The sequence below is a fragment of the Bacteroidota bacterium genome, from assembly GCA_008933805.1.
Lineage (GTDB): Bacteria > Bacteroidota > Bacteroidia > UBA8524 > UBA8524 > SB11.
In genome coordinates, this window is record WBUH01000016.1 from 67426 (window position 1) to 91215 (window position 23790).

The following is a 23790-nucleotide window of genomic DNA, read 5'->3' on the forward strand; positions in this document are numbered from 1 at the left end:
CCAAAACCATTTTGCACAGGTGTTTGAACTAAAAACAAATGGGCGAATTACCCTACAAATTTGGGTGCTATCACCCGTTTTGTTACAGTTTTGATTACTGACCTTTGTTGCGGGCATAAACTACCTGCCCGTGTAGTGCTTGTTATTCAGGCACTACCATAAAGTTTTTTTTCATTTTACCTTATCAAACACCTTTTGCCGTGAGGCAGAAGGTGTTTTTGTGAAGACTAATTAAGCCAAGTTTTTCCAAACAAAAAAAGCAGGCCCAAGGGCCTGCTTTTACTGTTATTATCGTTTCGGTTAGTACGCCCTTTCGTGGCTTCCTTTGTAAAAGTTTACAAACGATTTGTTTGCCACACGGGTACCACCGGGAGTAGGGTAATCACCTGTAAAGTACCAATCGCCCAAATGGTCGGGGCAGGCTTTGTGCAAGCCGTCGATGGATTGGAAAATGATATCTACATCTGCTTTTATATTATCTGGAGTTACTATCTCAACAATTTTGCGGGTTATCTGCTCATAATCAAACAGCGCATATAGTTCTTTCACCACATTCACCATTTCTTCAGCAGGCTTTTCAAGTTCAGCCACCGCTTTGTCGTACACTTCATCCAGCTTATGCTCAAGGTTGTTTTCTTCAAGCAAAGCCAGCATGGCCTTAAAGGCAACAAAATCCTTCAGCTTGCTCATATCTATACCGTAACAATCGGGGTAACGGATTTGAGGTGCTGATGAAACGATGATAATTTTCTTAGGCCCTAAACGGTCAAGTATTCGCAGAATACTCATTTTAAGGGTGTTACCCCTCACAATTGAGTCGTCTACTACCACTAAAGTATCTTGAGGTTTTACCACACCGTAGGTAATGTCATACACCTGCCCTATCAAATCTTCGCGGTTATCATCGTCGGTAATAAACGTGCGCAGTTTCTCATCCTTATGCACCACTTTGTCCCTGCGGGCTTTCATAGAGATAAGCTCGGTAAGTTCCTTTTCTGTAAGATCAGGATTGGCCATTATCTGCTGTTTTTTAAACCAGTTCAGATAATCGGTTACACCGTCCATCATACCATAAAAGCTGGTGGCGGCAGTATTGGGTATATAACTGAAAAGAGTATCGGAAAAATTGTAATTAACCTTATGCAACACTTCCTCGGCTACAAGATAGCCCAAGCGTTTGCGCTCTTCGTAAATCTCTTTGTCGTTTCCTTTTGAGAAATAAATACGCTCAAACGAGCACGATAGCTTTTTGGTGGGGGTTAAAATTTCCTCTTCGGTAATTTTTCCGTTTTTCCTTACTATCAGTGCATTTCCGGGTTTTATTTCGTCAATTTCTTCGAAAGGAGCGTTAAATACAGTTTGTATCGCCGACCTCTCTGAAGCTACAACGCAAACTTCATCGTCTTGATAATGAAATGCGGGACGGATTCCGGCAGGGTCGCGAAGGATAAACGCGTCACCGTGCCCAATCATGCCTACCATTACAAAACCACCGTCAATAGCCCTAAACGAGCGTTTAAGCATTTGCACGATGTTTAGGTTATCGGTAATCAGTTCTGATATTTCACGGGGCGATTTATTTCCGCGTGCAGTTTCATAAATCTGGTGTACCTCGTCATCTAAAAAGTGACCTATTTTTTCAAGCATCAAAATAGTATCAGCCTTTTCGTTAGGATGCTGCCCTAAATCAACCAATTGGTTAAACAGTGCATCAACGTTGGTAATGTTAAAGTTACCGGCTAATACCAGGTTGCGGCTCATCCAGTTATTGCGACGGAAAAAAGGATGGCATTGCTCGTCGGTGTTGCTTGAATAAGTACCGTAGCGAAGATGCCCCAAAAGAAGTTCGCCCATAAAGGGAACATTCATTTTAAGGTAGTCAACGTCTTTCTTTTGTTCAGATGTAAGTTGCTTGTAGTAACTACCTACCGTGTTAATGGTATCGCTAAGGTAGTTTTTTGAAGCCGTGCGGTAGCGGTGTATGTATTGGTGCCCTTGCGGAATATCCAATTTAATGCTGGCAACCCCCGCGCCGTTTTGGCCGCGGTTTTTTTGCTTCAGCATCAACATACTTAGTTTTTGTAAACCGTACGAGGCAGTCCCGTACTTTTCAAGGTAGTAATCAAGCGGTTTCAGAAGCCTGATGAATGCTACGCCACATTCGTGTTTTATATCGTCCGTCATGGTGGAAAACAAGTTTCAAAGATACTACTTTTGCTAAAGTAAAAAGTAAACCTCTTTGCCCCCTATGGGCAAATTGCTTGCCACAATTTTATATAAGGGCAAATGGAGAAAAACACAATTGCCGTAATAAACGGCCCCAATCTTAACCTGCTGGGCAGTCGTGAGCCACAGGTGTATGGCAGCAAAGGCTTTGATGATTTTTTACCCGAACTGAAACTGCTATATCCCCACATTAGTTACCACCAAAGCAATGTAGAAGGTGAAATAATAAACCTGCTGCACGATGCTGCAAAAAATTGCCGGGCGGTAATACTAAACCCCGGCGGATATGCCCACACTTCGGTAGCTATTGCTGATGCCATCGGAGCTATTGATATTCCTGTGGTTGAGGTGCACATAAGCAATGTATATGCCCGCGAAGAATACCGCCATACAATGATTACGGCTTCTAAATGTGCCGGCATAGTAACAGGCATGGGGCTTAACGGCTATAAAGCCGCCCTGCATTACTTAATTACTTGGGCTGATAAAAAATAGATTATTGGGGCAGCTTTTTAAACGCCAAAGGCTCTTGGGGTTTGTAAGAATAGTCCCCGCCTTCTTTTCCTTCGCTTTCAAGCCTGTATAAATACAACGAGTCGCCATTGGCAGTGCTTACCATTCCGTAATAGTCGGTTTTTTGCGAACCTATCAACTGTATCACATCAAACGGGTTACGGGTAAGTCTATAACAATCACCGCCCATACAAATGCGATACCGCTCATACAAAGGCCAGCCGTTTATTATACCGTTAGCCTCAAATGTCACAGGTATGCCGCTACCGCCACCTGCGGGCAGGTAATCACCCTTTATCAGGGCATTATTTATGTACCCGGCCATTGCCGTTGTATATCGTCCGTTATTTATCATGTACTCCTCGGGCGCACGACCGTAAGTCCAGTTATGTATTTGCTCTTTGCCTTGTTTGCGCAGGGTATCCGTCAGCTGTAAATCTTTCATGCCTTTGGGCACTTGCAATACAATATCCCTATCGGGCAGTATGTTTTTCAGCAGGTACTCGTTGTCTGCCCCTTTTGTCCACTTCACAAAAAAATCTTCGTACCCTGTAATCAGCAATGCCGAGTCGCCGTACTCAGGTTTAAACACAATTTCATAAAACATGGGACGGTTTTTTACCCACCAAACCGATTGCTTGGCGGTTGCCAACTCTATAAAATCCCTGCACACCCAATTGCCCCATAAAATAAAAGTATCTCCGGCGGCCATATCCTTGCTTACTTTTTCATCGGGAATGTACCACCGCTCTGCCTTCCCGTCTTGCTCACAGGCACTTAACACCATCATACCCAATATTATCACTAACAACATCGGTTTTGGCACTTTGCGGGTGGTTTTATACGGTCTCATCGATTTTATAAGGGGTGTTTGTCTTTTTTTCTGTTAATTACATTAGAATTTGCAATAGTTTATGCCCGATGAAGAAAAAAGTTATCAATATTACGAAAAAACAACCGGCCTCGCCTATGGGGTTTACGCTTTGGCTGGTTTGTAACTTATGGCAGCGAGAGTTGCGAAAGGAACTACTGAATTTTGACCTCACACACGCACAGTATATCCTTTTAAATGCAGCTTGCGAACTCGGTAAGAATAAGGATGCCATTACTCAAATAAAATTAGCGCAAGTTACCGGAACTGATAAAATGATGGTATCAAAAGTTTTGCGCACTCTTGAATCGAAAAAGCTATTAAAACGTAACGACCTGAAAACCGACAACAGAGCAAAGAGCATTGTTGTTACTCCCAAAGGAACAGACCTTTGCCAAAAGGCAACGGATATTGTGCTTGCGTTTGAAAAGACATTTTTCGGCCCGATAGATAAAAACGAAAAAGTTTTTAACAAGTCGCTTTCAAAGCTGTTAAAGCTAAATAATGCGTAAGCTTAAAAATCAGATTGTTTAAAAAGGGAAACGGGAGCTGCGAGAAAGATTTTTGACGGATTATTGGATATTATCGAAGTACCAATCGTCAATACTGAAGTTTACACCCTTCACCAAATCAATACCGTATTCGCGTTTGATTTCTAGTATCAATACGATGGTAACTATTACCATCAACGCGATAAAGAAACCCAATGCAACCCTCTTAAGAGTGGTTAACACCCGCTCTACCTTTTCATCAAGTAGGTAATCATTTGAGTGGTTGGTTTGCATTTTGGTTAATTTGGTATTCAAATGTAAACCAAAAACTCAAAATAGCAAATTTTTTGCTCAAAATTTAAAGCATTTTATTCCTCAGTGCGTAATGCACGATTTATAAAATCGTTGAAAGGCTTTAATAGCTGTAAGGTTTCATCGGCTTTAGCCGCAAAATCTGAAGCAATTATTTGTTTATCAGTGAACTGCTGTGTACCGATGTAACTTTTATATTTAAGCCACTCAATTGCAGGATTATCGGCAGCATATCCTTTGGGAGGTAATTTACCTTTCCACTCGGCTTCCAACGCTCCAAAATGCTTCACAAACGCAGGCGCGTTAATTATTCCAAGAAACTCATCTAAGTTATAGTCAATCTCCTGCCTAATGGCTTTTAATCCAGCGGACTCGGGCATATAACTACCTCCGGCCACAAAACTCTTACCGGGCTCAATATGCACATAGTTGATGGCGCCTTGTGCCTTGCGACCACCTTTACCAACCAATGCACCCATAGTAGTTTTATAGGGCGATTTATCTTTGCTGAAACGCACATCGCGGTATATGCGATACGTACAATCTTTGGCTTGTAAATCGGCTATGCTACTGTCCCATTTGGCCACACGGGCTAAAATATCAGTTACTAAAGCCTCGTGTTGGGCTTTTGCATCTTCGTAGCGGTTTTTATTTAGTGCAAACCAATCACGGTTGTTGTTTTGCTCAAGGTCTTTTAAAAATTCTAATACTGCTTTCATAGTTGGTTGGGCATAAAAAAACCCTGTTGAAGCAGGGTTTCAATATCAAAAAAATAATACGTTACTTATTTGTTGGCAGGCGCAGCAGGAGTTGCGGGAGCGGCAGGTGTAGCAGGGGCTGCTGGTGCAGCTGCTTCTTCGCTCTTTTTATCACCACAAGCCTTATCTTTTTTGCAGCAACCTTTTTGTTTTCCTTCGGTTGAAGCTTCAGTGTTTTCAGCTTTTTTGTTTTTGCAGCAGCCTTTATCGCCTTTGTTGCAGCTTTCTTTTTCTTTGCTGCAAGCTTTTTCTTTTGAGGCCGGTGCAGCAGCGTCTTTATTAGGTTCTACATTTACTGTTTGAGGAACCACTTGGGGTACAGTTGCAGGTACAGGAGCATTTGCATCACCTACCTGAGGGGTTTTCTCAGTGGCAGGAGGATTTTTCTTGTCCTTATCTTTTGTATCGGTTTGGGCGTTGGCAAATACAACACCTGCTAATAGAAACGACGCAGCTATAATAAATTTTTTCATACTCTGATGGTTTGTGTTATTTAATGCAATAAACAAATATCGTGCATAAAAACGTAAATAACCCTCTTTTTTTATATAAAAGAGCAGGTTACGGTTTTATAATTCAGCGATAATTGTTTCGCCACCTATGGTTTTCTCTTCTAGGTTTACTTTTATTTTGGCGGTTAGAGGAAGGTATATGTCTATCCTTGAGCCAAATTTAATAAACCCGAATTCAGCCCCGCGAAGTGCAGGTTTTCCTTCTTGTGCGTAGCATACAATACGACGCGCCAAAGCTCCCGCAATTTGACGAAATAGTATCTTTTCTTTCTGAGGAGTTTCAATCACTACCGTTGTACGTTCGTTTTCGGTAGATGATTTAGGGTGCCAAGCCACCAAGTATTTACCGGGGTGGTAGCGGTAATAATCAAAACGGCCTGAAACAGGGTTACGGTTTACGTGCACATTTATGGGCGACATAAAAATAGATACCTGTATGCGTTTATCGCCCAAGTATTCTGTTTCAACAGCCTCTTCAATCACAACTACTTTACCATCGGCAGGGGCAATTACCAAATTATCGCCCTGTGGGGTATTGCGGGCAGGATTACGGAAAAACTGCACCACTAATACAAACAGTACAAGGCATAGCACCAAAACTGCTTTGAACACAAAATGCTCAGCCCCCAAAAAGTATTGGGTAGTGTACGTAATGCCGCCCAACAGCAACATGGCTATTAAAATAATGCCGTAGCCTTCGCGATGTATTTTCATTTTTCTTTAGGGTTTATAATGTAAAAAAAGCCATACCTGTTGTTACCAAGTATGGCTTTGGGGTTTAAATCTTTATCGGCTATTAGAATTTACCGCGCAATTTCAATGCGTCTGATACTTTTTTAATAGCTACAACGTATGCCGCAATGCGCATACTTGTATTGTATTGCTGTCCGGTAGCCCATACGTTTTCAAAAGCAAGCTTCATAGTACGGTCGGCACGGCGGTTTACGCGTTCTTCTGTCCAGTAGTAGCCCAAGCGGTTTTGTACCCACTCAAAGTAAGATACTGTTACACCACCTGCATTTGCCAAAATATCAGGAACTACAACAATGCCTTTGCTGTTCAAAATCTCATCAGCAGCAGCTTCTGTAGGTCCGTTAGCACCTTCTACAATTAGTTTAGCTTTGATATTAGGCGCATTTTCAGCAGTGATTACGTTTTCAAGCGCAGCCGGCACCAAAATATCAACGTCAAGGGTAATTAACTCACCGGTACCGATGCGTTGCGCACCTTTGTAACCGTCAAGTACACCTTTGTTGCTGTTGCGGTATGCAATTGCATCTTCTACATCAATACCGTCGGGATTGTAAAAATCTCCGGTGTGGTCTGATATAGCTACAATTTTCACACCTTGCATAGCTATCAAACGGGCAGAGTTTGAACCTACGTTACCAAAACCTTGCACAGCGCAAGTGCTTTCGGTAGGAGTCATACCCAATTTACCCATAGCAGCACGGCAAGTAACCATTACACCGCGGCCGGTAGCAGCCTCACGGCCCAATGAACCACCTAATGAAAGAGGTTTACCTGTAACTACGGCAGGGCTGGTTACTCCTTTAATTTTTGAAAACTCGTCAACAATCCAAGCCATTTCACGGGCACTGGTGTTCACATCGGGAGCAGGGATATCTTTATCAGGGCCGAAAACATCAGCCATAGCCACAGTATAAGAACGGGTTAGTCGTTCTACTTCGTTGCTGCTCATAGAACGGGGGTCGCAAATAATACCACCTTTAGCACCACCGTAGGGTATACCTACAATAGCACATTTCCAAGTCATCCAAGCAGCAAGGGCTTTTACTTCGTCAAGAGAAACGTTCCTGTCGTAACGGATACCTCCTTTAGAGGGTCCAAGTACGTCGGAATGAACTACACGGTAGCCTTCAAAAACCTTTACAGAGCCATCATCCATAGTGATGGGCATGTGAACTAACACGGCTTTTTTAGGGTATTTTAATACATCAAGTGTACTTGCATCTAAATTTACCAACTGGGCAGCCTTTTCCAGCCTCTTCATCATCGAGTCAAGAGGATTGTGTTCTTGCGCGGCTTGTGCTTTTGCGTCCATACAAAATTCTTAAAAGTTGAGGCTGCAAAATTATTGTTTATAGAAAGTTAAGCAAGCATAAACAACAATAGTTTTCAGCCAATACTTTTGGTGTGGATGTTGATAGCCCGTAAGGGGGCTTAAAACGTCAACTATTTAGCACACTTTATGATAAAAAGACCCGCCACCTGAAGCAGCATGTATATTGAGGGTACTACTAAAATGAAAGAATCAAAGCGGTCTAAAATACCTCCGTGCCCGGGTAAAATGTTTCCGCTGTCTTTAATTTGAAGCTGGCGTTTAAATTTAGACTCTACCAAATCGCCCAATACTCCCATAATAGCCACCGTTAATCCGGTAAGTAACGGAAAAACTATACCGTGGCTCAACGGAAACAACAAATTCCCTTTTAGCAGCCAAGCTGCCAACATGGTAAGTAGGGCTCCGCCCAATGTGCCTTCTATAGTCTTTTTAGGAGATATGCGTGTGAATAAGGGGGTACGGCCTATCATCCGTCCTGTGAGGTAAGCAAAAGTATCGTTACACCATATTAGTATAAACAACACTACTAAAAAAGGCATGGTATCATCTGCCTGCGCCTCCATAATATAACCCAAAGCAAAGGGCATAGCTACATACAACCAACCGAATATTGCTGTTGAGATGTTTTTAATAGGATCAGGATGTTTGCGGAAAAGCTCTATTAATAATACTGCAACAAAACCGGGTAGCAACATGGCCAAGCTATCAGGTCGGCCCGATAAGGGCAACGAAAAGGGGAATAAACCGGGGGTAAATACCCACGCTAAACTTATGTATACCAAAACCCCAACAACGCTACCGTATATTTTTGCAGTAAGGTTGCCTTCGCCCAGCATAATGCGGTAAAACTCCCACAGACCCAATGAAACAATCAATAAAAAGAGCCAAAAGGTAAACCCTAAGTATATGGCCCCAATCATCACCACCACAAAAACAGCCCCGGTAAGGGTGCGTTGCCAAAAATTACTCATAGCGGAAAGTTGTATTCTATAATCTCTAATGCCTTTAAGGCATCTTTACCGTGGCAGTATATTTCTACTTCGCCAAAATTATACACTGAGTCTTGTTTGTTAAGCAAAACGGCACTTATCCCTTCGCTTTCAAGCAAAGTGAGCAAAATATCGGCTTTTTGCCTATTACCCAATGATGCCAGTTTCACCCAGTCTTTTTCCATACCTATTCACTTTCTGCGTGGTAAGGTCTTGTAACTTTATAAAATGCAAACACTGCCAAAACAAATACTACAGTGCAAACCAATGCAGCTTGCCACCCAAATTCATACTCGGTAGCATAAACTTCTTGCGAGGGGTTAAGTGTATATAAATAGCCCGACAATACAGCTATGGCATTATTAAAGAAGTGCGCCCATACTGATACCATAATGTTTCCGCTCCAATAATACAGGTAGCCGAACAAAACGCCCATCATCATAATGGCTAAAAAGTTATATACCTGCAAATGCACGGCAGAAAACAAAAAAGCCACAGTAAACACTGCTATATGAATGCGATTGCCAAAAAAGCGGTAAAACGTTTGCATAAATGCTCCCCTGAACAATAATTCCTCGCCCAATGCAGGAGCAATTGCCATAACACATAGGTTAAACAACAAAACAGGGATATTATCGGCACGGATAATGGCATTACCAATGCTATCATTGGTTCTTTGCAAATCCATTACATCAGCCCACTCGGCAGGCATTGCTATTTGGCGGGTAAGGTATGCGATGTATGAAATGATGGGAACTGCTACAACTGCAATTAAAGCCACCAAAGCAAACTGCTTGGCCGGCGGAAAAATACGTTTGTAACCAAAATATTCACGCGGTTTTTGGCGGGCAAACACCGTTGCAAATACCAAAGCGGTAAACACAAACGCCCCCAACGAGGATACTAAAAAGTATATCTTATAGGCAGGTTTTTTGTTCTCATCAGCCAAATCGGCCAACATTAAATTGGTATCTAACTTTACAGGCACACCGGTAACCAACTCACCTAAGTAGGTACCTAGCAAACTAAACAGCACCCCAAAGGTAAAATACAAGCCCATTAATATGATAATGTGCGAAAGGGCTTTAATAGCCGGATTTATTGGGGGCAACGCGGGTTGAGTATTTTCTTCCATCAAAAGCAGTAACTTTGCAAATTAACTGCTTTTAGCCCGAAAAAGTTGGTAAAAATAAGAAACATAGAATTGGGAGGTTTTCCCATACTGCTTGCACCGATGGAGGATGTAAGCGACCCGCCGTTCCGTTATGTGTGCAAACAAAACGGAGCCGATTTGATGTACACTGAATTTATCAGTAGTGAAGGATTGATACGCCATGCTGCAAAGAGTAAACAAAAGCTGGATATTTTTGAATATGAACGCCCGATTGGCATACAGCTTTTTGGCAGCGATATAGAAAGTATGCGTGAGGCAGCAAGAATTGCTACCGAAGCAGAACCCGATTTGATTGATATTAACTACGGTTGTCCTGTAAAAAATGTAGCCTGCAAAGGTGCCGGTGCTGCTTTGTTGCAAGATGTGCCCAAGATGGTGGAAATGACCAAAGCGGTAATTGAAGCCACGCACCTGCCTGTAACGGTGAAAACCCGACTGGGATGGGATGATACCACCAAAAACATTGAAGAGGTGGCGCAACGCCTGCAAGATATAGGTATAGCTGCGCTAACAATACACGGACGCACCCGCAAACAATTGTATAAAGGCCCGGCAGATTGGATGTTGATTGGCCAAGTGAAAAACAACCCTAATATAGAAATACCCATTTTTGGAAACGGTGATGTGGACAGCCCTGAAAAGGCGCTAGCCATGCGCAACGAATATGGGGTTGACGGGGTGATGATTGGACGCGGCTCTATTGGAAATCCGTGGATTTTTAGAGAAGTGAAACACTTTATGCAAACGGGTGAAATATTGGCTCCGCCAACGTTGAATGAGCGCGTTGACGCATGCAAAACCCACCTGCTGAAATCAATTGAATGGAAAGGCGAGAAAACAGGCATTTTTGAAATGCGCCGCCACTATACCAATTATTTTAAAGGGTTTGAGAACTTTAAAAACTACCGCACCACGCTGGTGAGTATAGAAGATGTTGACGTAATTATTGAAACGCTTGAAGAAGTAAGAAGCACTTACAGCAACGTTGAACTGGCCTGCTGATGGTCGTCTTCTCCACCTTTAGACTTCTTTTTCACCTCTGAAGGATTAACACCGAAGTATTGTTTATAGCAGTTAGAGAAGTATGAAAGGCTGTTAAAGCCTACCATGCTTGCAATTTCTGAAAGGAAACCTGCACCTTGCTCAATAAGTTGCTTGGCACGCTCCAAACGGTAATCGCGCACAAGGTTGGTTGCCGTTTTGCCCGTAATTGCCTTTATCTTTTTTTGCACGGCACTGCGGCTGTAACCCATTTCGCGCACAAAATCCTCTACCGAAAAGTCGAACTTATCAATGTTCTTCTCCATTATGCTGTATATCTTTTTGATAAACAGGTCGTCTTTGCTTTCAACTTTCAGCTTTTCAGGAATAATGGGGGTGCGGCGCAATTTCTTGCGGGTTTGCACAAGGTTGGTAGCGCGCAGTACCAATTCATCCACATTAAAAGGTTTGGTTATATAATCATCTGCCCCGATTTTTAAACCACGCAGTTTACTGTCCATCATTGTTTTGGCAGTAAGTAATATAACGGGTATATGCTCGGTTTGGGGATTGCTTTTAAGTCTTTCAAGTAGTTCAAAACCGTCCATTTTGGGCATCAAAATATCTGACACCACAATATCGGGTTGTTCAGCAGCAGCTAATTCCAGCCCCTCCTCTCCGTTTGCAGCCTCGTAAACTTTAAATTTACTTAATTTAAAAATCTCTGCAATGTTCTCACGAATGTCATGTTCGTCCTCTACAATCAGTACCTTGTTCATAGTATATTATATAGGTAATGTTATTTGAATGGTAGTGCCCCGGTTAAGTTTACTTTCTAGCTCAATAGTTCCGCCATGCATCTCAACAAACTGCTTTACAATCACAAGTCCCAAGCCGGTACCGGGAATAGTGAGTGCATTGCTGCCCCTGTAAAACGATTGAAAAAGGTTTTTCAAGTCATTTTCGGCAATGCCTATACCGTAGTCTTTTATTGTAATCTGAACTAATTTTCTGTCAAATTTAATATTTAGTTCGGGATTTTTTTTACCCGCTGAATATTTAAGGCATTTGAAATTAAGTTGTTCAAAATATGCGAAACCAGCATTTGGTCTATTTTAACATCGCGCGGGGTGCCTTTAAAATTAATGATGGGTATTCGGCTTTCCTCGGGATGAGATTCGCGGTAGCGTTCAAGAGTATCATTTATAAATGACACAAAATTAACTACTTCCGGCTGGTAATGTATTTTACCGCTATCCATACGACCCAGCAGTAATACTCCCGATATTAAATCGTTAATCCGGTTTACTTGCTCCAGAATCTTTTTAAAGTGAAAACTGAAACGGTCTTTTACATCCGATTTCCTAAGACCGGGTAAGTACCTTACCATCAAATCAGAGCTTGATTTGATGGTGGTAAGCGGCGTGCGGAATTCGTGAGAAATCATATTGATAAGGTTGGTACGCAACTCAACCAACTCGCGCTCTTTTTCAAGGGCATTAATAATCTCTTCCTCGGCCTTTTTCTGCTGACTAATATCGCGGGTGGCCGTTTGTATCAGCACCGGCCGGCCTTTATCAGGATGCGGGTCTTGCAAACCTGCAACGGTTTCTACCCATACGTAGTGGCCTTTGCGGTGCTTTACACGATAACGCACAAAGCCCGGATGCTTGCCCTTGATAATTTGTGCAAAGGCATTTTTTACCTCTACAACATCATCAGGATGTATGCAATCCCATGCAAAGCCGCCCACAAGTGCCCGTGCAGGATAGCCCAGCATTTCTTGCATTGAAGGCGAAACATACAAATACCGGCTTTCAGCATCGTGAAGACAGATAATGTCTTTTGTGTTTTCTGACAAAAGCCTGTAGCGCTCTTCGCTTTCGCGCAATTGGGCTTCGGCCAGTTTTTTACTGTTAATATCGAATATCGAGCCTGTTACGCCCGTTAACTCATAATTAGAATCGTATAAACCGCGCAACCAAATCTCCGTCCAGTAAGCAACTCCATTGCTTATTACCTGCATTTCCATCCTTCCGGGGCCAATTTGTTTTTCCCTCAATTGGGTAAACACCTGCTCCAGTTCCTTTACGTTCGTATCAGCCACAAAATCAACCAGTTTTTTACCCAAACTGTCTCTAATGTTTTTACCTGTAAGGTTTTTCCACGAATTATTTAAGAAGGTAATATGGCCACTGCGATCGGTTTCAAAAACAACTTCTTTCAAGCTGTTCACTAACCGCTGGTAGTGCTCTTCCTGCCTTCTGATTTTTAACTCATACAGCTTCTCTGTCGAAATATCACTGGCTGAACCGCTGTGTTGCACCACATTTCCACTTGCATCATAGGTAAAGTTTATAGTCCCCTTCACCCATACATAGCGGCCTTTTTTATGTTTGGCAACCGTTTCAAAGTCAAGCGCAGCCTGCCGCGAAGCAACAGCAGCTTTTATACGCTCTTCAAGCAGTTCAGTATCTTCTGTTTTTAATAAATTCCTTATCGGCAGCAAATCACCGCCCCACTCACCCGGTGCATACCCAAAAATGGTGTACATACGCGATGATATATACGTATCCTGATTTTGAATGTCCCATACCCAAAGCCCGTCAGTTGCACCTTCTATAGCGTTCTCTAACTGACGATTTTTATTTACCAGTTCGGCTGTTAGGTTATTTATTTTTAACAACGCACCAATATTGTGCGCCAACGATTTAAGTGCCTTTTTCTCGGCACGCCCCCAATCGCGGGTGTTTTCCAGGTCTTCAAAACCGATATAGCCCCACAGTTGGTTATCAATAAATATGGGGATGGTAAGCAGTGAGTAAATATTAAGGGTTGAGATAATATCAAGTACTGCCTTATCAAACCGTGAACGTGGCGAAATAGATACTTGATTGCCCGACTTAAGTATTTCTAAAACGGGTAAAAACTCTTGAAAATTAAAGGATTTAAGCTGTGCAAACTCTTTGGTATTAAAGCCGCCTTTGCGCACCCATTCGTACATTCGTTCAGCTACTATCCTACCCCTTTCTTCGCTTACTTTGTAAATGTAAGCGCGGTGTACCTGTAATGCTTTCCCAATAGTTTCAAGCACAGTGCTCAGTCCTTGCGAAGAATCGGGATCGCTAAACAACACTTCGGTACAGCGTGTAATAGCTTTTAGCAGGCGGGTTTCAACCAGCTCGTTTTTCTTTGAGCGGGTAATATCAAAAAAAGTAAATTCAAAATGAGGTTCAGCGTTTCCGTTGCGTTGTACCTGAGCATCAATTCGCACCACCAGCTCATCTTGCCTAGAGTCTAATATAATGGTATGCCCCTCCCAGTTTTTACCTTTTTGCAGGGCATCCAAAATTTCAGCATAAACTCCTTCGCTCTCAAACAAGTTCTCAAGCCCGCCGCTTGTATTTAACACTTCGGCAGTATATCTGGAAAGCTGCGAGAATGCAGGACTTAGGGAGATGATGTTTCCATTATATCCTGCAAGCACCATTGGCTCTTCTGCCTTATTTTGCATACGCTGTTTAACAGGTTTTTTTTCTTCCTTCTCCTCAGCTTCCATTACAAACCCAAAATACAATTAATTGTAAAACAAAACAAGAATAAAAGCTGCGTGATGATAGTTTGGGTTGACAATCTGTAGACTATATTTGCGGCGTTGAAATTTTTACGCACTCATATCCCCAACGCAATCACTTCGCTTAACCTGTTTTCGGGCTTAACAGCGATCTATTTGTCGTTTCACGGACAGCTTGCGGCAGCGGCTTTTTGCATTATTGCGGCAGCTGTATTTGACTTTTTTGACGGAATGGCCGCCCGTCTATTAAAAAGCAACAACATTATCGGCAAAGATTTAGATTCATTGGCAGATGTAGTAAGTTTTGGAGCTGCGCCGGCATTTATAATCGTACACCTAAAAAGTTATTATTATTCGATACACCCTGCTGAAGCTAGCCCCAACTATTTACATATTTCTTTTTACGAGGAACAAATAATGGTGTTTGCCTTTATTATGGTGGTATTTTCAGCAATCAGGCTGGCTATATTTAATAACGATACACGACAAAGCACCTCGTTTATAGGCGTACCAACGCCTGCAAACGCTTTGTTTATTATCTCGTTTGCGTTGATTGCCAACTACCAGCCGCAATACTTCCCCATCAGTGTTATAGAAAACGCTTGGATGGTGGGCGGTATTTGTTTGTTCTTATCGTATATGTTGGTATCGCCGCTGCCGTTGTTTGCGCTTAAGTTTAAACAATGGGGCTTTAAAGGCAACGAGGTTCGTTACCTGTTTGTTGCTGCCGCCGCTGTGCTGATACTGTTGTTTAAGTTTGTAGCTATACCTATAGTGATAGTACTGTATGTACTTACTTCATTAATATTAAATTTTGCCAAAAAACCGAACGTATGAAATATATAGCCGAAATAAATGTAATGCCCCACAAAAACCTGTTAGACCCACAAGGCAAAGCCGTTACAGGTGGTATTCACAGCTTGGGAATGAATGAAATTAACAACGTGCGCGTGGGTAAACGCATCACTTTAGAAATTGATGCCGACACCGAAACTGCTGCCCGTGAAAAAGCAGAAACTATTTGCAAAAAATTGCTGGCCAACCCCGTAATGGAATATTTTGAGGTGGCTGTGCATACTGCATAACCTAATTAAATAATAAGCGGACTTTCGTCCTAATTATACTCTCGTGCAGTAGAACGTATTTGTTTCTACTGCACGCTGCATTAAATACGCTCCCTAACCTTTAACCTAACTATGCGTAATTTTATATTTTTAGTTGCTTTACTATTTGCCGCCCCACTAACGGCACAAAACATTAAGTATGCCCGCAACGCCATCAATACCTTGTGCAGTGATGCTTACCAAGGGCGTGGTTATGTAAAAAACGGCGACGGTAAAGCCGCTGAGTTTATTTATAAGGAGCTGAAAAAACTAAAGGGATTTGAGGTACAATACCAGCCTTTTGCGTTTACCGTGAATTCCTTCCCTTCGAAAATGGAGGTAACAGTTGACGGTAAAAAACTAAAGGCGGGAACGGACTACATGGTAACGCCTGAATGCCCAACGATAAAAGGTAATTACAAGGTTATAGTAGCCACGCATACTATTTTTGAAACAGAAACCGCCTATAAAGCCTTTATACAAAATTTAAGTACTGATGCAGCCTCTTATTTGGTGGTTATTGATACGTTGCCGGCTAATTTGAGTGCAGAAGCTTCTGGTCGTCTAAAATCACTAAAAGCAAACACCGTAAAGGTTGCGGGTTTTATTAATCTGACCAATAAAAAATTAATGTGGTCAGTTGGCACCGAGCAAGCAGCCACCGCTGAACTAATGGTGGTAGACAAGGCCTTTGACCGACAGGCTAAAAAAATAAAACTGAATATTACAGCTGAATTAAAACCCCACAGTACCAACAACGTATTGGGTTTTATAAAAGGCACTGAAAACCCCGACAGTATTATCGTTTTAAGTGCCCACTACGACCACTTGGGGCGCATGGGTAAAAAAACAATTTTTCCGGGGGCTAATGACAATGCCAGCGGCGTTGCGATTATGCTTGATTTGGCCAATTACTATAGCCAGCACCCGCCAAAATGTTCGATGCTTTTTATTGGGTTTGCGGCTGAAGAGGCAGGACTCATCGGCAGCTATTATTACGTGAACTATCCCGTTTACCCGTTAGAACGAATGAAGTTTTTAATAAACCTTGATTTGATTGGCACGGGTGAGAAAGGAATAATGGCAGTGAACGGTTTAGAGTTTACCCCTGAGTATAACGCGCTGACGGCCATTAATACCGAAAAGGGGTATTTATCATCGGTACAGGCAAGGGGAAAAGCCGCCAACAGCGACCATTACTGGTTTACTGAAAAAGGGGTTCGGGCTTTCTTTTTTTATTTGATGGGAGATTTCCCGTATTACCACGACCCCGAAGACCGTGCTGAAATTTTACCTCTAACAGAGTACGAGGATACTTTCAGGCTTATCCGCGATTTCATGGAGTACTTACAACAGTAAGCCCTACTTCTTTTCAAACCCCAGCGAAATAGAATTAATACAATACCGCAAGCCTGTGGTATCGGGTCCATCATCAAACACATGGCCTAAATGACCGCTGCAACGGGCACACTGCACCTCAATGCGTTTCATACCGTGTGAATAATCAGGCATGGTTTTAATTTTACTACTGTCTATCGCTTTAAAAAAGCTGGGCCAACCGCATCCCGCATCAAACTTTGTAGCAGAATAAAACAACTCATTTCCACAGGCTTTGCATACATACACCCCCGAATCCCAAAACTGGTCGTATTCACCTGTATAAGGTATCTCGGTGGCTTTTTCACGCAACACTTTATATTCATCTTCGGTAAGTTGCTTGCGCCACTCTTCCTCAGCTTTTTGTACCTGTCCGGTCTGTTCGGTTTTTGCAACCTGAACTGATTTTTTAGCACACGAAGCTGAAAAAATCACAATTATTATCACAACTATGCCTTGTATAATTTTCATCGAATTTTTAATTTTTTGTAAATAAAAAGCCCGGCCCGTTTTGGTTAATGAAACGAGGGCCGGGCATGAACAAGCGGATAGATTATGGCAATAGAACTTTGTCTACTACGTGTATCACACCGTTAGATTGTTTCACATTATAGGTGCTAATGTTTGCAGTGTTGCCTTTGGCATCGGTAACAGTAATGTTAAAGTCACCGTTCATCATAAAGGTAAGTTCACCACCGGCAACGGTTTTCAGGGTTGCTTTACCGTTTCCTTTTTTGATTAGTTTTTTTAGCGCATCAAAATCATAATTGCCTGCTACCACGTGGTAAGTAAGCACGCCTACTAATGTAGCTTTGTTTTCAGGTTTCAAAAGTGTTTCAACAGTACCGGCAGGTAAGTTTTCAAACGCATCGTTGGTGGGAGCAAATACGGTAAACGGCCCTGTGCCTTTTAAGGTTTCTACCAAACCGCCTGCTTTTACAGCAGCTACCAACGTAGTGTGGTCGGCAGAGTTTACAGCATTGTCAATAATATCTTTGTTAGGGTACATTTCCTGGCCGCCCACTTTGGTAGTTTGGGCAGTTGCGGCTGCAAGTCCGGCTATTGCAAATGCAGTTACCAGTAGGGTTTTCTTCAAATTCATTGTCAAGTTTTTCATGGTGTATTGTCTGTTTTGATTGTTTGACAATACCTACGGAGAAACTTCACCCTACGGTTTTATAAATCGTAAAATTTATCTTAACTGTTTATAAATGAAACTTTTAATTACCCTTCGGTGCGGCATAAAACTGCGCCCCATTTCTATAGTTTTACCATCCGTTTGCGATGTCATAGTATTCATACCTAGTATGTGTTTAGAGGGTATATCAAGTATTTTAATGTTCATTATTTAGTAATTCTTCGTTTTCTATCTGAAAATCAGCTTCTGTATAAATGTCCCAAACTTGGGTTGAAGAACGGTTATAAATAAAAAAAGTGAAAAAGTGTTGCCAGAATAATTTTTCTGTTTTCGGCATTCTTTTAAAAACCTCTTGGAATTTTAAATTAAAAATAGGAGTATAAGGCAATTGTAGCCCCGCGGCAACAGGTTTAAACATGGGTGCCAGGGCAGTAAACGTAATTTCGGCGCCAGATTCTTTTGCTTCCCATTCAGAATATATCCGCAGCACATCAATGGTGTCCGGATTAAACCCGTAAGTCGTAACCGAATCAATTAAATCATAGATATCATCGGGATTATTTGGGTTAGGATGTTGCGTGTTCACTTTTATACTTACCCTATCCAAAATTTCTTCAATTGTATAGGTAGTGGTCAAGGAATCGTATCGATATGCTTTTAACTGCCCACTAATCCCGTAATTATAAAATTTTATACCCAGATCCCTTATCTCTGATTTACAAAAGTCTATTAGGCCTTTTCCTGTTATGGTCGTGAAATTCTTAGCTAAATAATAGTCTATTATATTATTGTAATATTTATCCATCTGTTTTCTCACTTTATTTAAACTCACATACACTATCATCCCATTTGAATACTCAAGTTTTAATGCACTGTTATCGTGAAAACACAGCTCCGAAGGGTAGTACAATCCTTCGTAAATAAACGTATCTATCAGATCATATATATCGTCAGGATTCATTGGGTTACTGATTTTAACATATCTCTTCTTATAAAGATTATCATAAAAATCCTGTAAGGGGTGTAATTCTTTTAATCCTGAATCTTTATAGATGGGTAGTTTTCCTTCATCAATATTTTCTTTTATTTTATCCATCATCCTCCATGAATGTACGGTAGTATAATTCAGCAGGTCGATAAAATTAAAGTTGGCACGGGCAGGTTCAGGCATTTGCGAAAACAGGTCAGCAGAAATTAAAAAAAAGAGTGTCGTTACAAATAGTTTAAGGTGTTTCATACAGAAAGAAATAGCAAACTTGGGCAAAAGATACGTAAAGCCTAAATGATTACCCTTTTTAAACATATTTCCTCGATATTTACAACGTTTCTATCACAAACACACCCTTTCGTACGTTTACTTAATGCAACTTAAAGGTATCCATCACTATCTTTGGTAATAAATTTGAGGGTTAACAGGCAAATGGCACAAGGCACTAATTATGAAATACTGATAGCCAAGCTGGATGAGTTTATACGCAAGTATTACAAAAACAAACTCATACGCGGAACTATATATACCATAGGCATACTGCTGCTGGCCTTTTTGGCAGCATCGGTACTTGAGTACTACGGACGTTTGAACAGCGCGTGGCGCGGTATTTTGTTTTTCGGCACACTGGGGCTTACCGGTTATGTGCTTACCCGTTTCATTTTTATTCCTCTTGCCAAACTATACCGCATCGGTCAGTTAATCAGTTACGAGCAAGCCTCAGCCATTATCGGCCAGCACTTTACTGATGTTCAGGATAAACTGCTAAACACCCTGCAACTGAAACACAGTGCTGATAACGCCCACACACAATCAGCGTTGATAGAAGCCAGTATCAACCAAAAAATTGCCGAATTACAGCCCGTCCCCTTTAAAGCCGCCATTAACCTCAACGCCAACTATAAATACGCCAAATACGCTCTTATCCCCTTATTGCTGTTCATTGTCGTGCTGTTTACCAACAGCCGCATTATTACCGAGGGAACCAACCGCATAGTTAACTACGGGACATTTTTTGAAAAACAAGCCCCGTTTACCTTCAGCATTTTGAACAAAGCCCTGCAAACCATGCAAAACGAGGACTTTGTATTGAAACTGAAAGTAAGTGGTGATGAATTGCCCGCCGAAGTGTTTTTGGAGATTGACGGTAACCGCTTTAAAATGGAGAAAGACGACAAGCTAAACTTTAGCTACACGTTTAAAAACCTACAAAAAACTACTGATTTCCGATTTTTTGCCAGCGAATACTACTCAAAAGAAAGCAGTATAAAAGTGCTGCCTAAGCCTTTGGTAAGCGGTTTCCAAACTGTTTTGGAATACCCGGCTTATTTAGGCAAAGCTTCTGAAACCATACAAAATGCAGGCGACCTTACCCTGCCTCAAGGCACTGTGGTAAAATGGAAATTTACCACCCGTAATGCCGAGCAATTAAACGTTAAATTTAAAGACACTCTTTTACAAATACTGCCCAAAAACGGCAACCGTTTTGAGTTTTCGCGCCGCTTTATGGGTGAAAATTATTACATTGTAAAAGCCGCTAACAGCGAGGTAAGCAGCAACGATTCGGTATTGTACAACATTACCGTAATACCCGATGCTTACCCCACCATTAAAGTAGAGGAAACCCGCGACAGCTTTAGTACCAAGCTGGTGTATTTTGCCGGAGAAGCCGCCGATGATTACGGCATCAACCGCATTACTTTCAATTACAAGTTTTTGAAAAGCGAAGACCCTGTGAAAAAGAGCCAACCCATGCAAACCATCGGGATTAGCTCAACAGGGGCACAAGACCGCCGCTTCTACCACATTTGGGATTTGGCGCAGATAAACCTGCAGCCTGCCGAAGAAATTGAATACTACTTTGAGGTGTTTGATAACGATGGTGTGAACGGAATAAAAAGCACCAAAAGCATGGTGAAAACCTTCCGTGCACCTACCCTAAAAGAGATTGAGGCCGATATTACCCAAAGCAGCGAGGCATTGAAAGATAAGATGACCGAGGCGATGGAGCAAACCAAGAAGATTGATAAACAAATACGCGACCTGCAAAAGAAACTGGTTGAAAAGAAAAATCTTACTTGGGAGGACAAGAAGCAGATTGAGGATTTATTGAAAAAGCAACGCGACCTTGAAAAGCAGATTGAAGAATTGAAGATGGAGAACCTTGAGAAGAACATCAAGGAGAACGAATATAAGAAGCTGGACCAAGAGATGCTGGATAAGCAAAAGGAACTGAACAAGCTGTTTGACGAGGTATTTGACGACAAGATGAAGGAGATGATGAAACAACTTGAACAACTGATGCAGCAGGAAAATAAAGACCAGTTGAAAGAAGAGTTGGACAAGATGGAGTTGAACACCAAAGATGCCAACAAACAACTTGACCGTATGCTGGAGTTGTACAAGCAAATGGAGGTAGAGAAGAAGTTTGACGAGGCTTTGGAAAAAATGGATGAACTGGCCGACAAGCAGGAAAACCTTGCGGATGAAACTGAAAAGCAACCCGATGCAACCAAAGACCCTGAAAAACAAAAAGAACTGGAGCAAAAGCAAGAAGAGCTGAATCAGGAGTTTAAAGACCTGCAAAAAGATATTGATGCGCTTGAAAAACTGAACGAAGAGTTGGAAGAACCCAAAGAGTTGGGGTTGGATGAGAAGGATATGGAAGAGGTTGAGAAGGACATGGAGGGCAGTAAGAAAGACCTTGAAAAGAAAGACAACAAAGAGGCTACAAAAAAACAACGCAAGGCTGCCAAAAAGATGAAGGAGAAAAAAGAGGAGTTGCAACAGCAGATGGAGGCCAAAGACAAAGAGCAACACGTTGAAGACTACAACACCTTGCGCGAGATAATGGACAATTTGGTTGAGCTTTCGTTTGAGCAAGAGAAGGTAATGGAGGCCATGCGTAGCGTTACAGGCTACAACCCGCAGCTGGTGGAGCTTACTCAAAAACAACGCAAAATAAAAGACGATGCAAAGATTATTGAAGACAGCTTGCTGGCTTTGAGCAAACGTGTGGTGCAAATGCGGACTTATATCAACAAGGAAGTGGGCGAAATGAACGCCAACATGGATAAATCGTTGAAATCATTAGGATTGCGCCAAATACAGTTGGGCAGAAGCTACCAGCAGTATGTGATGACCAATATGAACAATCTTGCCGTGATGTTGAGCGAAGTGCTGAAGAATATGCAGGAAGACATGAGCGGACAAAGCGGCAAAGGCAAACAACAGGATAATAATGCCCGCAAAAAGAAGAAAAAAGGCAAAGACGCTTCCGCACTACGCCAAATGCAGGAAGAGCTGAATAAGCAGTTGAAAGACATGAAGGAGGGCAAAAACAAAGGCAAGGGCGATAAAGGTAAAGATGGAGATAAAGGCAAGGACGGGGAGAAAAACAAAGGCGAAAACGGCAAAAACGGACAGGGCAAAAACGGACAGGGCGAGAACGGAGAAGAAGGCGAAGGCGGCATGAGCAGCAAGGATTGGGCTAAAATGGCCGCCCAGCAAGAAGCTTTGCGCCGTTACCTGAGCGAATTGGAGAAACAACTGAAAGAAGAAGGAGGAGAAGGTGCTTTGGGCGATTTGAAGAAAACGCAGGAAATGATGGAAGAAGTGGAAAAGGATTTGGTAAACAAAAAACTAACCCTTGAAACACTGAAACGCCAGCAAGAGATACTTACCCGTATGTTGGAACACGAACGCGCCGAAAAAGAACGCGAAACCGATAACCAGCGTAAGAGCAACGAGGGTAAAGAACTGGAACGCAAACTGCCTCCAAGCGTTGAAGAATACCTGAAACAAAAGAACCGCGAGCAGGAATTGCTAAAAACCATTCCGCCTAATTTGAAGGATTATTATAAAAACAAAACCCGCGAGTACTTTAAAGAAATTGGCGGCGAATAACCCCTTAAAAGTAGCAAATACGTACTTTTGAAGCATGAATCAGGTATTTGCTGCAAATCTTCCTTTACTGAAAAACATATACGGCGAAGCTGCCATTAATGAAAAAGAGACAACCCTGCAACGGTTGTTTATGGAAACCGAAACCGCTTGGCAAGCCAACCTGAAACGCCTGAAAGGTTTCACGGTTAAATACATACTGATTACAGAAGCTCCTTGTACTGAGGGGGACAATACCCAATATTTTTACAACCGCATCGAAAGCTCGTTCCATACCAAAATATGGAAAGGTGTGTTTGGAGATACTCCTATCCCGACTGATATGGAAACAGCCTATAAAATGCTGGCTGAAAAAGGCTTTTTGCTGATAGACTCTATCCCCTTCTCACTAAAGTTTGCAGGCAAACGCGATAAGAAACCTTATACCACGCTGATTGCCAACAACGCTGCCGTGCTGGCTGAAAAACTAAGCAATAAAGACCTTACCATTGCCCCTGATGCCATTGCTGCTTTTGCTTTTAAAGTGAACGCACAAAAGATGATTGCAGCCACGGGTGGTAAACTAACCCTTGCTAACGGACAGGAAATACCTTTGAGTGCTGATAACATCGCCGCCGATGCTTCGGGTTATACCAACAGTGCATTACTGCACAAAATATTCGGGTTGGGGTAATACTTCAAAAACATCCCCCTCCTGTATCCTCCCCAATGGGAGGACATTGTGGTGCAATCGTATCCCACAGACTACTATCGGGTATTCAACAAACGTTCACTGTTCAATATCCCCCGTTGGC

General features: G+C 42.1%; 24 protein-coding genes. 8 read left to right on the forward strand and 16 right to left on the reverse strand.

What is annotated here, in order from left to right:
• Window positions 1-300 precede the first annotated feature (300 nt).
• On the reverse strand, window positions 301-2184 hold the full coding sequence (locus F9K23_14765) for an amidophosphoribosyltransferase (GenBank protein KAB2914226.1): 1884 nt from the start codon (window positions 2182-2184) through the stop codon (window positions 301-303).
• Between the two features lie 102 nt (window positions 2185-2286).
• Between F9K23_14765 and F9K23_14770 the strand changes: the two genes are divergently transcribed.
• On the forward strand, window positions 2287-2721 hold the full coding sequence (locus tag F9K23_14770) for a 3-dehydroquinate dehydratase (protein ID KAB2914227.1): 435 nt from the start codon (window positions 2287-2289) through the stop codon (window positions 2719-2721).
• A gap of 1 nt (window position 2722) precedes the next feature.
• On the opposite strand, the gene F9K23_14775 is transcribed toward F9K23_14770, so the two are convergent.
• Window positions 2723-3592, reverse strand: a complete 870-nt coding sequence (locus F9K23_14775; protein ID KAB2914228.1) for a hypothetical protein — start codon at window positions 3590-3592, stop codon at window positions 2723-2725.
• Window positions 3593-3660: 68 nt separating this feature from the next.
• Between F9K23_14775 and F9K23_14780 the strand changes: the two genes are divergently transcribed.
• Window positions 3661-4122 carry a MarR family transcriptional regulator gene (locus tag F9K23_14780; protein KAB2914229.1) on the forward strand — a complete coding sequence of 154 codons (462 nt, stop codon included), beginning with the start codon at window positions 3661-3663 and terminating at the stop codon, window positions 4120-4122.
• Between the two features lie 60 nt (window positions 4123-4182).
• Here F9K23_14780 and F9K23_14785 read toward each other — a convergent pair whose 3' ends face one another.
• The 8 genes from F9K23_14785 to F9K23_14820 form a co-directional block, all read right to left on the reverse strand.
• Window positions 4183-4395, reverse strand: a complete 213-nt coding sequence (locus F9K23_14785; protein KAB2914230.1) for a hypothetical protein — start codon at window positions 4393-4395, stop codon at window positions 4183-4185.
• Window positions 4396-4469: 74 nt separating this feature from the next.
• Window positions 4470-5132, reverse strand: a complete 663-nt coding sequence (locus tag F9K23_14790) for a DUF2461 domain-containing protein (protein KAB2914231.1) — start codon at window positions 5130-5132, stop codon at window positions 4470-4472.
• Between the two features lie 65 nt (window positions 5133-5197).
• Window positions 5198-5644, reverse strand: coding sequence for a hypothetical protein (locus F9K23_14795; GenBank protein ID KAB2914232.1), 447 nt, complete (start codon window positions 5642-5644; stop codon window positions 5198-5200).
• Between the two features lie 96 nt (window positions 5645-5740).
• Complete coding sequence (locus F9K23_14800) at window positions 5741-6397, reverse strand: phosphatidylserine decarboxylase family protein (GenBank protein KAB2914233.1); 657 nt, start codon at window positions 6395-6397, stop codon at window positions 5741-5743.
• 82 nt (window positions 6398-6479) lie between these two features.
• Window positions 6480-7700 carry a Glu/Leu/Phe/Val dehydrogenase gene (locus tag F9K23_14805; GenBank protein KAB2914268.1) on the reverse strand — a complete coding sequence of 407 codons (1221 nt, stop codon included), beginning with the start codon at window positions 7698-7700 and terminating at the stop codon, window positions 6480-6482.
• A 179-nt stretch (window positions 7701-7879) separates the two neighbouring features.
• A complete protein-coding gene (locus F9K23_14810) occupies window positions 7880-8740 on the reverse strand; it encodes a phosphatidate cytidylyltransferase (protein KAB2914234.1) in 861 nt (286 codons plus the stop codon).
• Entirely contained in the window at window positions 8737-8943 is a 207-nt protein-coding gene (locus F9K23_14815; protein ID KAB2914235.1) for a DUF2007 domain-containing protein, read from the reverse strand. Before F9K23_14815 ends, F9K23_14810 begins: the two co-directional genes overlap by 4 nt.
• A gap of 2 nt (window positions 8944-8945) precedes the next feature.
• Window positions 8946-9893, reverse strand: a complete 948-nt coding sequence (locus F9K23_14820) for a CPBP family intramembrane metalloprotease (protein KAB2914236.1) — start codon at window positions 9891-9893, stop codon at window positions 8946-8948.
• 45 nt (window positions 9894-9938) lie between these two features.
• Between F9K23_14820 and dusB the strand changes: the two genes are divergently transcribed.
• Window positions 9939-10934: a tRNA dihydrouridine synthase DusB gene (gene dusB, locus F9K23_14825; GenBank protein ID KAB2914237.1), complete on the forward strand. Its 996-nt coding sequence runs from the start codon at window positions 9939-9941 to the stop codon at window positions 10932-10934.
• Here dusB and F9K23_14830 read toward each other — a convergent pair.
• Genes F9K23_14830 through F9K23_14840 form a run of 3 tightly spaced genes read right to left on the reverse strand, consistent with a single transcriptional unit; the run spans window position 10907 to window position 14472 of the window.
• A complete protein-coding gene (locus F9K23_14830; GenBank protein KAB2914238.1) occupies window positions 10907-11692 on the reverse strand; it encodes a response regulator in 786 nt (261 codons plus the stop codon). The genes dusB and F9K23_14830 overlap by 28 nt on opposite strands.
• A 6-nt stretch (window positions 11693-11698) precedes the next feature.
• Complete coding sequence (locus F9K23_14835) at window positions 11699-11938, reverse strand: sensor histidine kinase (GenBank protein KAB2914239.1); 240 nt, start codon at window positions 11936-11938, stop codon at window positions 11699-11701.
• A gap of 2 nt (window positions 11939-11940) precedes the next feature.
• Complete coding sequence (locus F9K23_14840) at window positions 11941-14472, reverse strand: PAS domain S-box protein (GenBank protein ID KAB2914240.1); 2532 nt, start codon at window positions 14470-14472, stop codon at window positions 11941-11943.
• 96 nt (window positions 14473-14568) lie between these two features.
• Between F9K23_14840 and F9K23_14845 the strand changes: the two genes are divergently transcribed.
• The 3 genes from F9K23_14845 (at window position 14569) to F9K23_14855 (ending at window position 16949) form a co-directional block, all read left to right on the forward strand.
• Window positions 14569-15324, forward strand: a complete 756-nt coding sequence (locus F9K23_14845; GenBank protein ID KAB2914241.1) for a phosphatidylserine synthase — start codon at window positions 14569-14571, stop codon at window positions 15322-15324.
• Window positions 15321-15572 carry a phosphoribosylformylglycinamidine synthase subunit PurS gene (gene purS / locus F9K23_14850; GenBank protein KAB2914242.1) on the forward strand — a complete coding sequence of 84 codons (252 nt, stop codon included), beginning with the start codon at window positions 15321-15323 and terminating at the stop codon, window positions 15570-15572. The genes F9K23_14845 and purS overlap by 4 nt, the downstream gene beginning before the upstream one ends.
• A 111-nt stretch (window positions 15573-15683) precedes the next feature.
• On the forward strand, window positions 15684-16949 hold the full coding sequence (locus tag F9K23_14855; GenBank protein ID KAB2914243.1) for a M28 family peptidase: 1266 nt from the start codon (window positions 15684-15686) through the stop codon (window positions 16947-16949).
• Between the two features lie 3 nt (window positions 16950-16952).
• Here the strand turns inward: F9K23_14855 and msrB are convergent, their stop codons facing one another.
• From msrB to F9K23_14870, 3 genes are all read right to left on the reverse strand, one after another.
• Entirely contained in the window at window positions 16953-17438 is a 486-nt protein-coding gene (msrB, locus tag F9K23_14860; protein KAB2914244.1) for a peptide-methionine (R)-S-oxide reductase MsrB, read from the reverse strand.
• Between the two features lie 82 nt (window positions 17439-17520).
• A complete protein-coding gene (locus tag F9K23_14865) occupies window positions 17521-18084 on the reverse strand; it encodes a fasciclin domain-containing protein (protein ID KAB2914245.1) in 564 nt (187 codons plus the stop codon).
• A gap of 217 nt (window positions 18085-18301) precedes the next feature.
• Window positions 18302-19342, reverse strand: a complete 1041-nt coding sequence (locus F9K23_14870; protein KAB2914246.1) for a hypothetical protein — start codon at window positions 19340-19342, stop codon at window positions 18302-18304.
• Window positions 19343-19525: 183 nt separating this feature from the next.
• Here F9K23_14870 and F9K23_14875 point away from each other — a divergent pair, with 183 nt between their 5' ends.
• Together F9K23_14875 and F9K23_14880 are read left to right on the forward strand one after the other, a co-directional pair.
• A complete protein-coding gene (locus F9K23_14875; GenBank protein KAB2914247.1) occupies window positions 19526-22999 on the forward strand; it encodes a DUF4175 domain-containing protein in 3474 nt (1157 codons plus the stop codon).
• A 34-nt stretch (window positions 23000-23033) separates the two neighbouring features.
• On the forward strand, window positions 23034-23669 hold the full coding sequence (locus F9K23_14880; protein ID KAB2914248.1) for a hypothetical protein: 636 nt from the start codon (window positions 23034-23036) through the stop codon (window positions 23667-23669).
• Window positions 23670-23790 lie beyond the last annotated feature (121 nt).

Bases quoted from the DNA above. Each gene is read 5' to 3' on its own strand.
- purS (KAB2914242.1), top strand. From the start codon at position 15,321: ATGAAATATATAGCCGAAATAAATGTAATGCCCCACAAAAACCTGTTA.
- F9K23_14765 (KAB2914226.1), bottom strand. From the start codon at position 2,184: ATGACGGACGATATAAAACACGAATGTGGCGTAGCATTCATCAGGCTT.
- F9K23_14775 (KAB2914228.1), bottom strand. From the start codon at position 3,592: ATGAGACCGTATAAAACCACCCGCAAAGTGCCAAAACCGATGTTGTTA.
- F9K23_14810 (KAB2914234.1), bottom strand. From the start codon at position 8,740: ATGAGTAATTTTTGGCAACGCACCCTTACCGGGGCTGTTTTTGTGGTG.
- F9K23_14855 (KAB2914243.1), top strand. From the start codon at position 15,684: ATGCGTAATTTTATATTTTTAGTTGCTTTACTATTTGCCGCCCCACTA.
- F9K23_14800 (KAB2914233.1), bottom strand. From the start codon at position 6,397: ATGAAAATACATCGCGAAGGCTACGGCATTATTTTAATAGCCATGTTG.
- F9K23_14865 (KAB2914245.1), bottom strand. From the start codon at position 18,084: ATGAAAAACTTGACAATGAATTTGAAGAAAACCCTACTGGTAACTGCA.
- F9K23_14875 (KAB2914247.1), top strand. From the start codon at position 19,526: ATGGCACAAGGCACTAATTATGAAATACTGATAGCCAAGCTGGATGAG.
- F9K23_14770 (KAB2914227.1), top strand. From the start codon at position 2,287: ATGGAGAAAAACACAATTGCCGTAATAAACGGCCCCAATCTTAACCTG.
- F9K23_14870 (KAB2914246.1), bottom strand. From the start codon at position 19,342: ATGAAACACCTTAAACTATTTGTAACGACACTCTTTTTTTTAATTTCT.
- F9K23_14790 (KAB2914231.1), bottom strand. From the start codon at position 5,132: ATGAAAGCAGTATTAGAATTTTTAAAAGACCTTGAGCAAAACAACAAC.
- F9K23_14830 (KAB2914238.1), bottom strand. From the start codon at position 11,692: ATGAACAAGGTACTGATTGTAGAGGACGAACATGACATTCGTGAGAAC.
- msrB (KAB2914244.1), bottom strand. From the start codon at position 17,438: ATGAAAATTATACAAGGCATAGTTGTGATAATAATTGTGATTTTTTCA.
- F9K23_14815 (KAB2914235.1), bottom strand. From the start codon at position 8,943: ATGGAAAAAGACTGGGTGAAACTGGCATCATTGGGTAATAGGCAAAAA.
- F9K23_14880 (KAB2914248.1), top strand. From the start codon at position 23,034: ATGAATCAGGTATTTGCTGCAAATCTTCCTTTACTGAAAAACATATAC.
- F9K23_14820 (KAB2914236.1), bottom strand. From the start codon at position 9,893: ATGGAAGAAAATACTCAACCCGCGTTGCCCCCAATAAATCCGGCTATT.
- F9K23_14780 (KAB2914229.1), top strand. From the start codon at position 3,661: ATGAAGAAAAAAGTTATCAATATTACGAAAAAACAACCGGCCTCGCCT.
- F9K23_14785 (KAB2914230.1), bottom strand. From the start codon at position 4,395: ATGCAAACCAACCACTCAAATGATTACCTACTTGATGAAAAGGTAGAG.
- F9K23_14805 (KAB2914268.1), bottom strand. From the start codon at position 7,700: ATGATGAAGAGGCTGGAAAAGGCTGCCCAGTTGGTAAATTTAGATGCA.
- F9K23_14840 (KAB2914240.1), bottom strand. From the start codon at position 14,472: ATGGAAGCTGAGGAGAAGGAAGAAAAAAAACCTGTTAAACAGCGTATG.
- F9K23_14795 (KAB2914232.1), bottom strand. From the start codon at position 5,644: ATGAAAAAATTTATTATAGCTGCGTCGTTTCTATTAGCAGGTGTTGTA.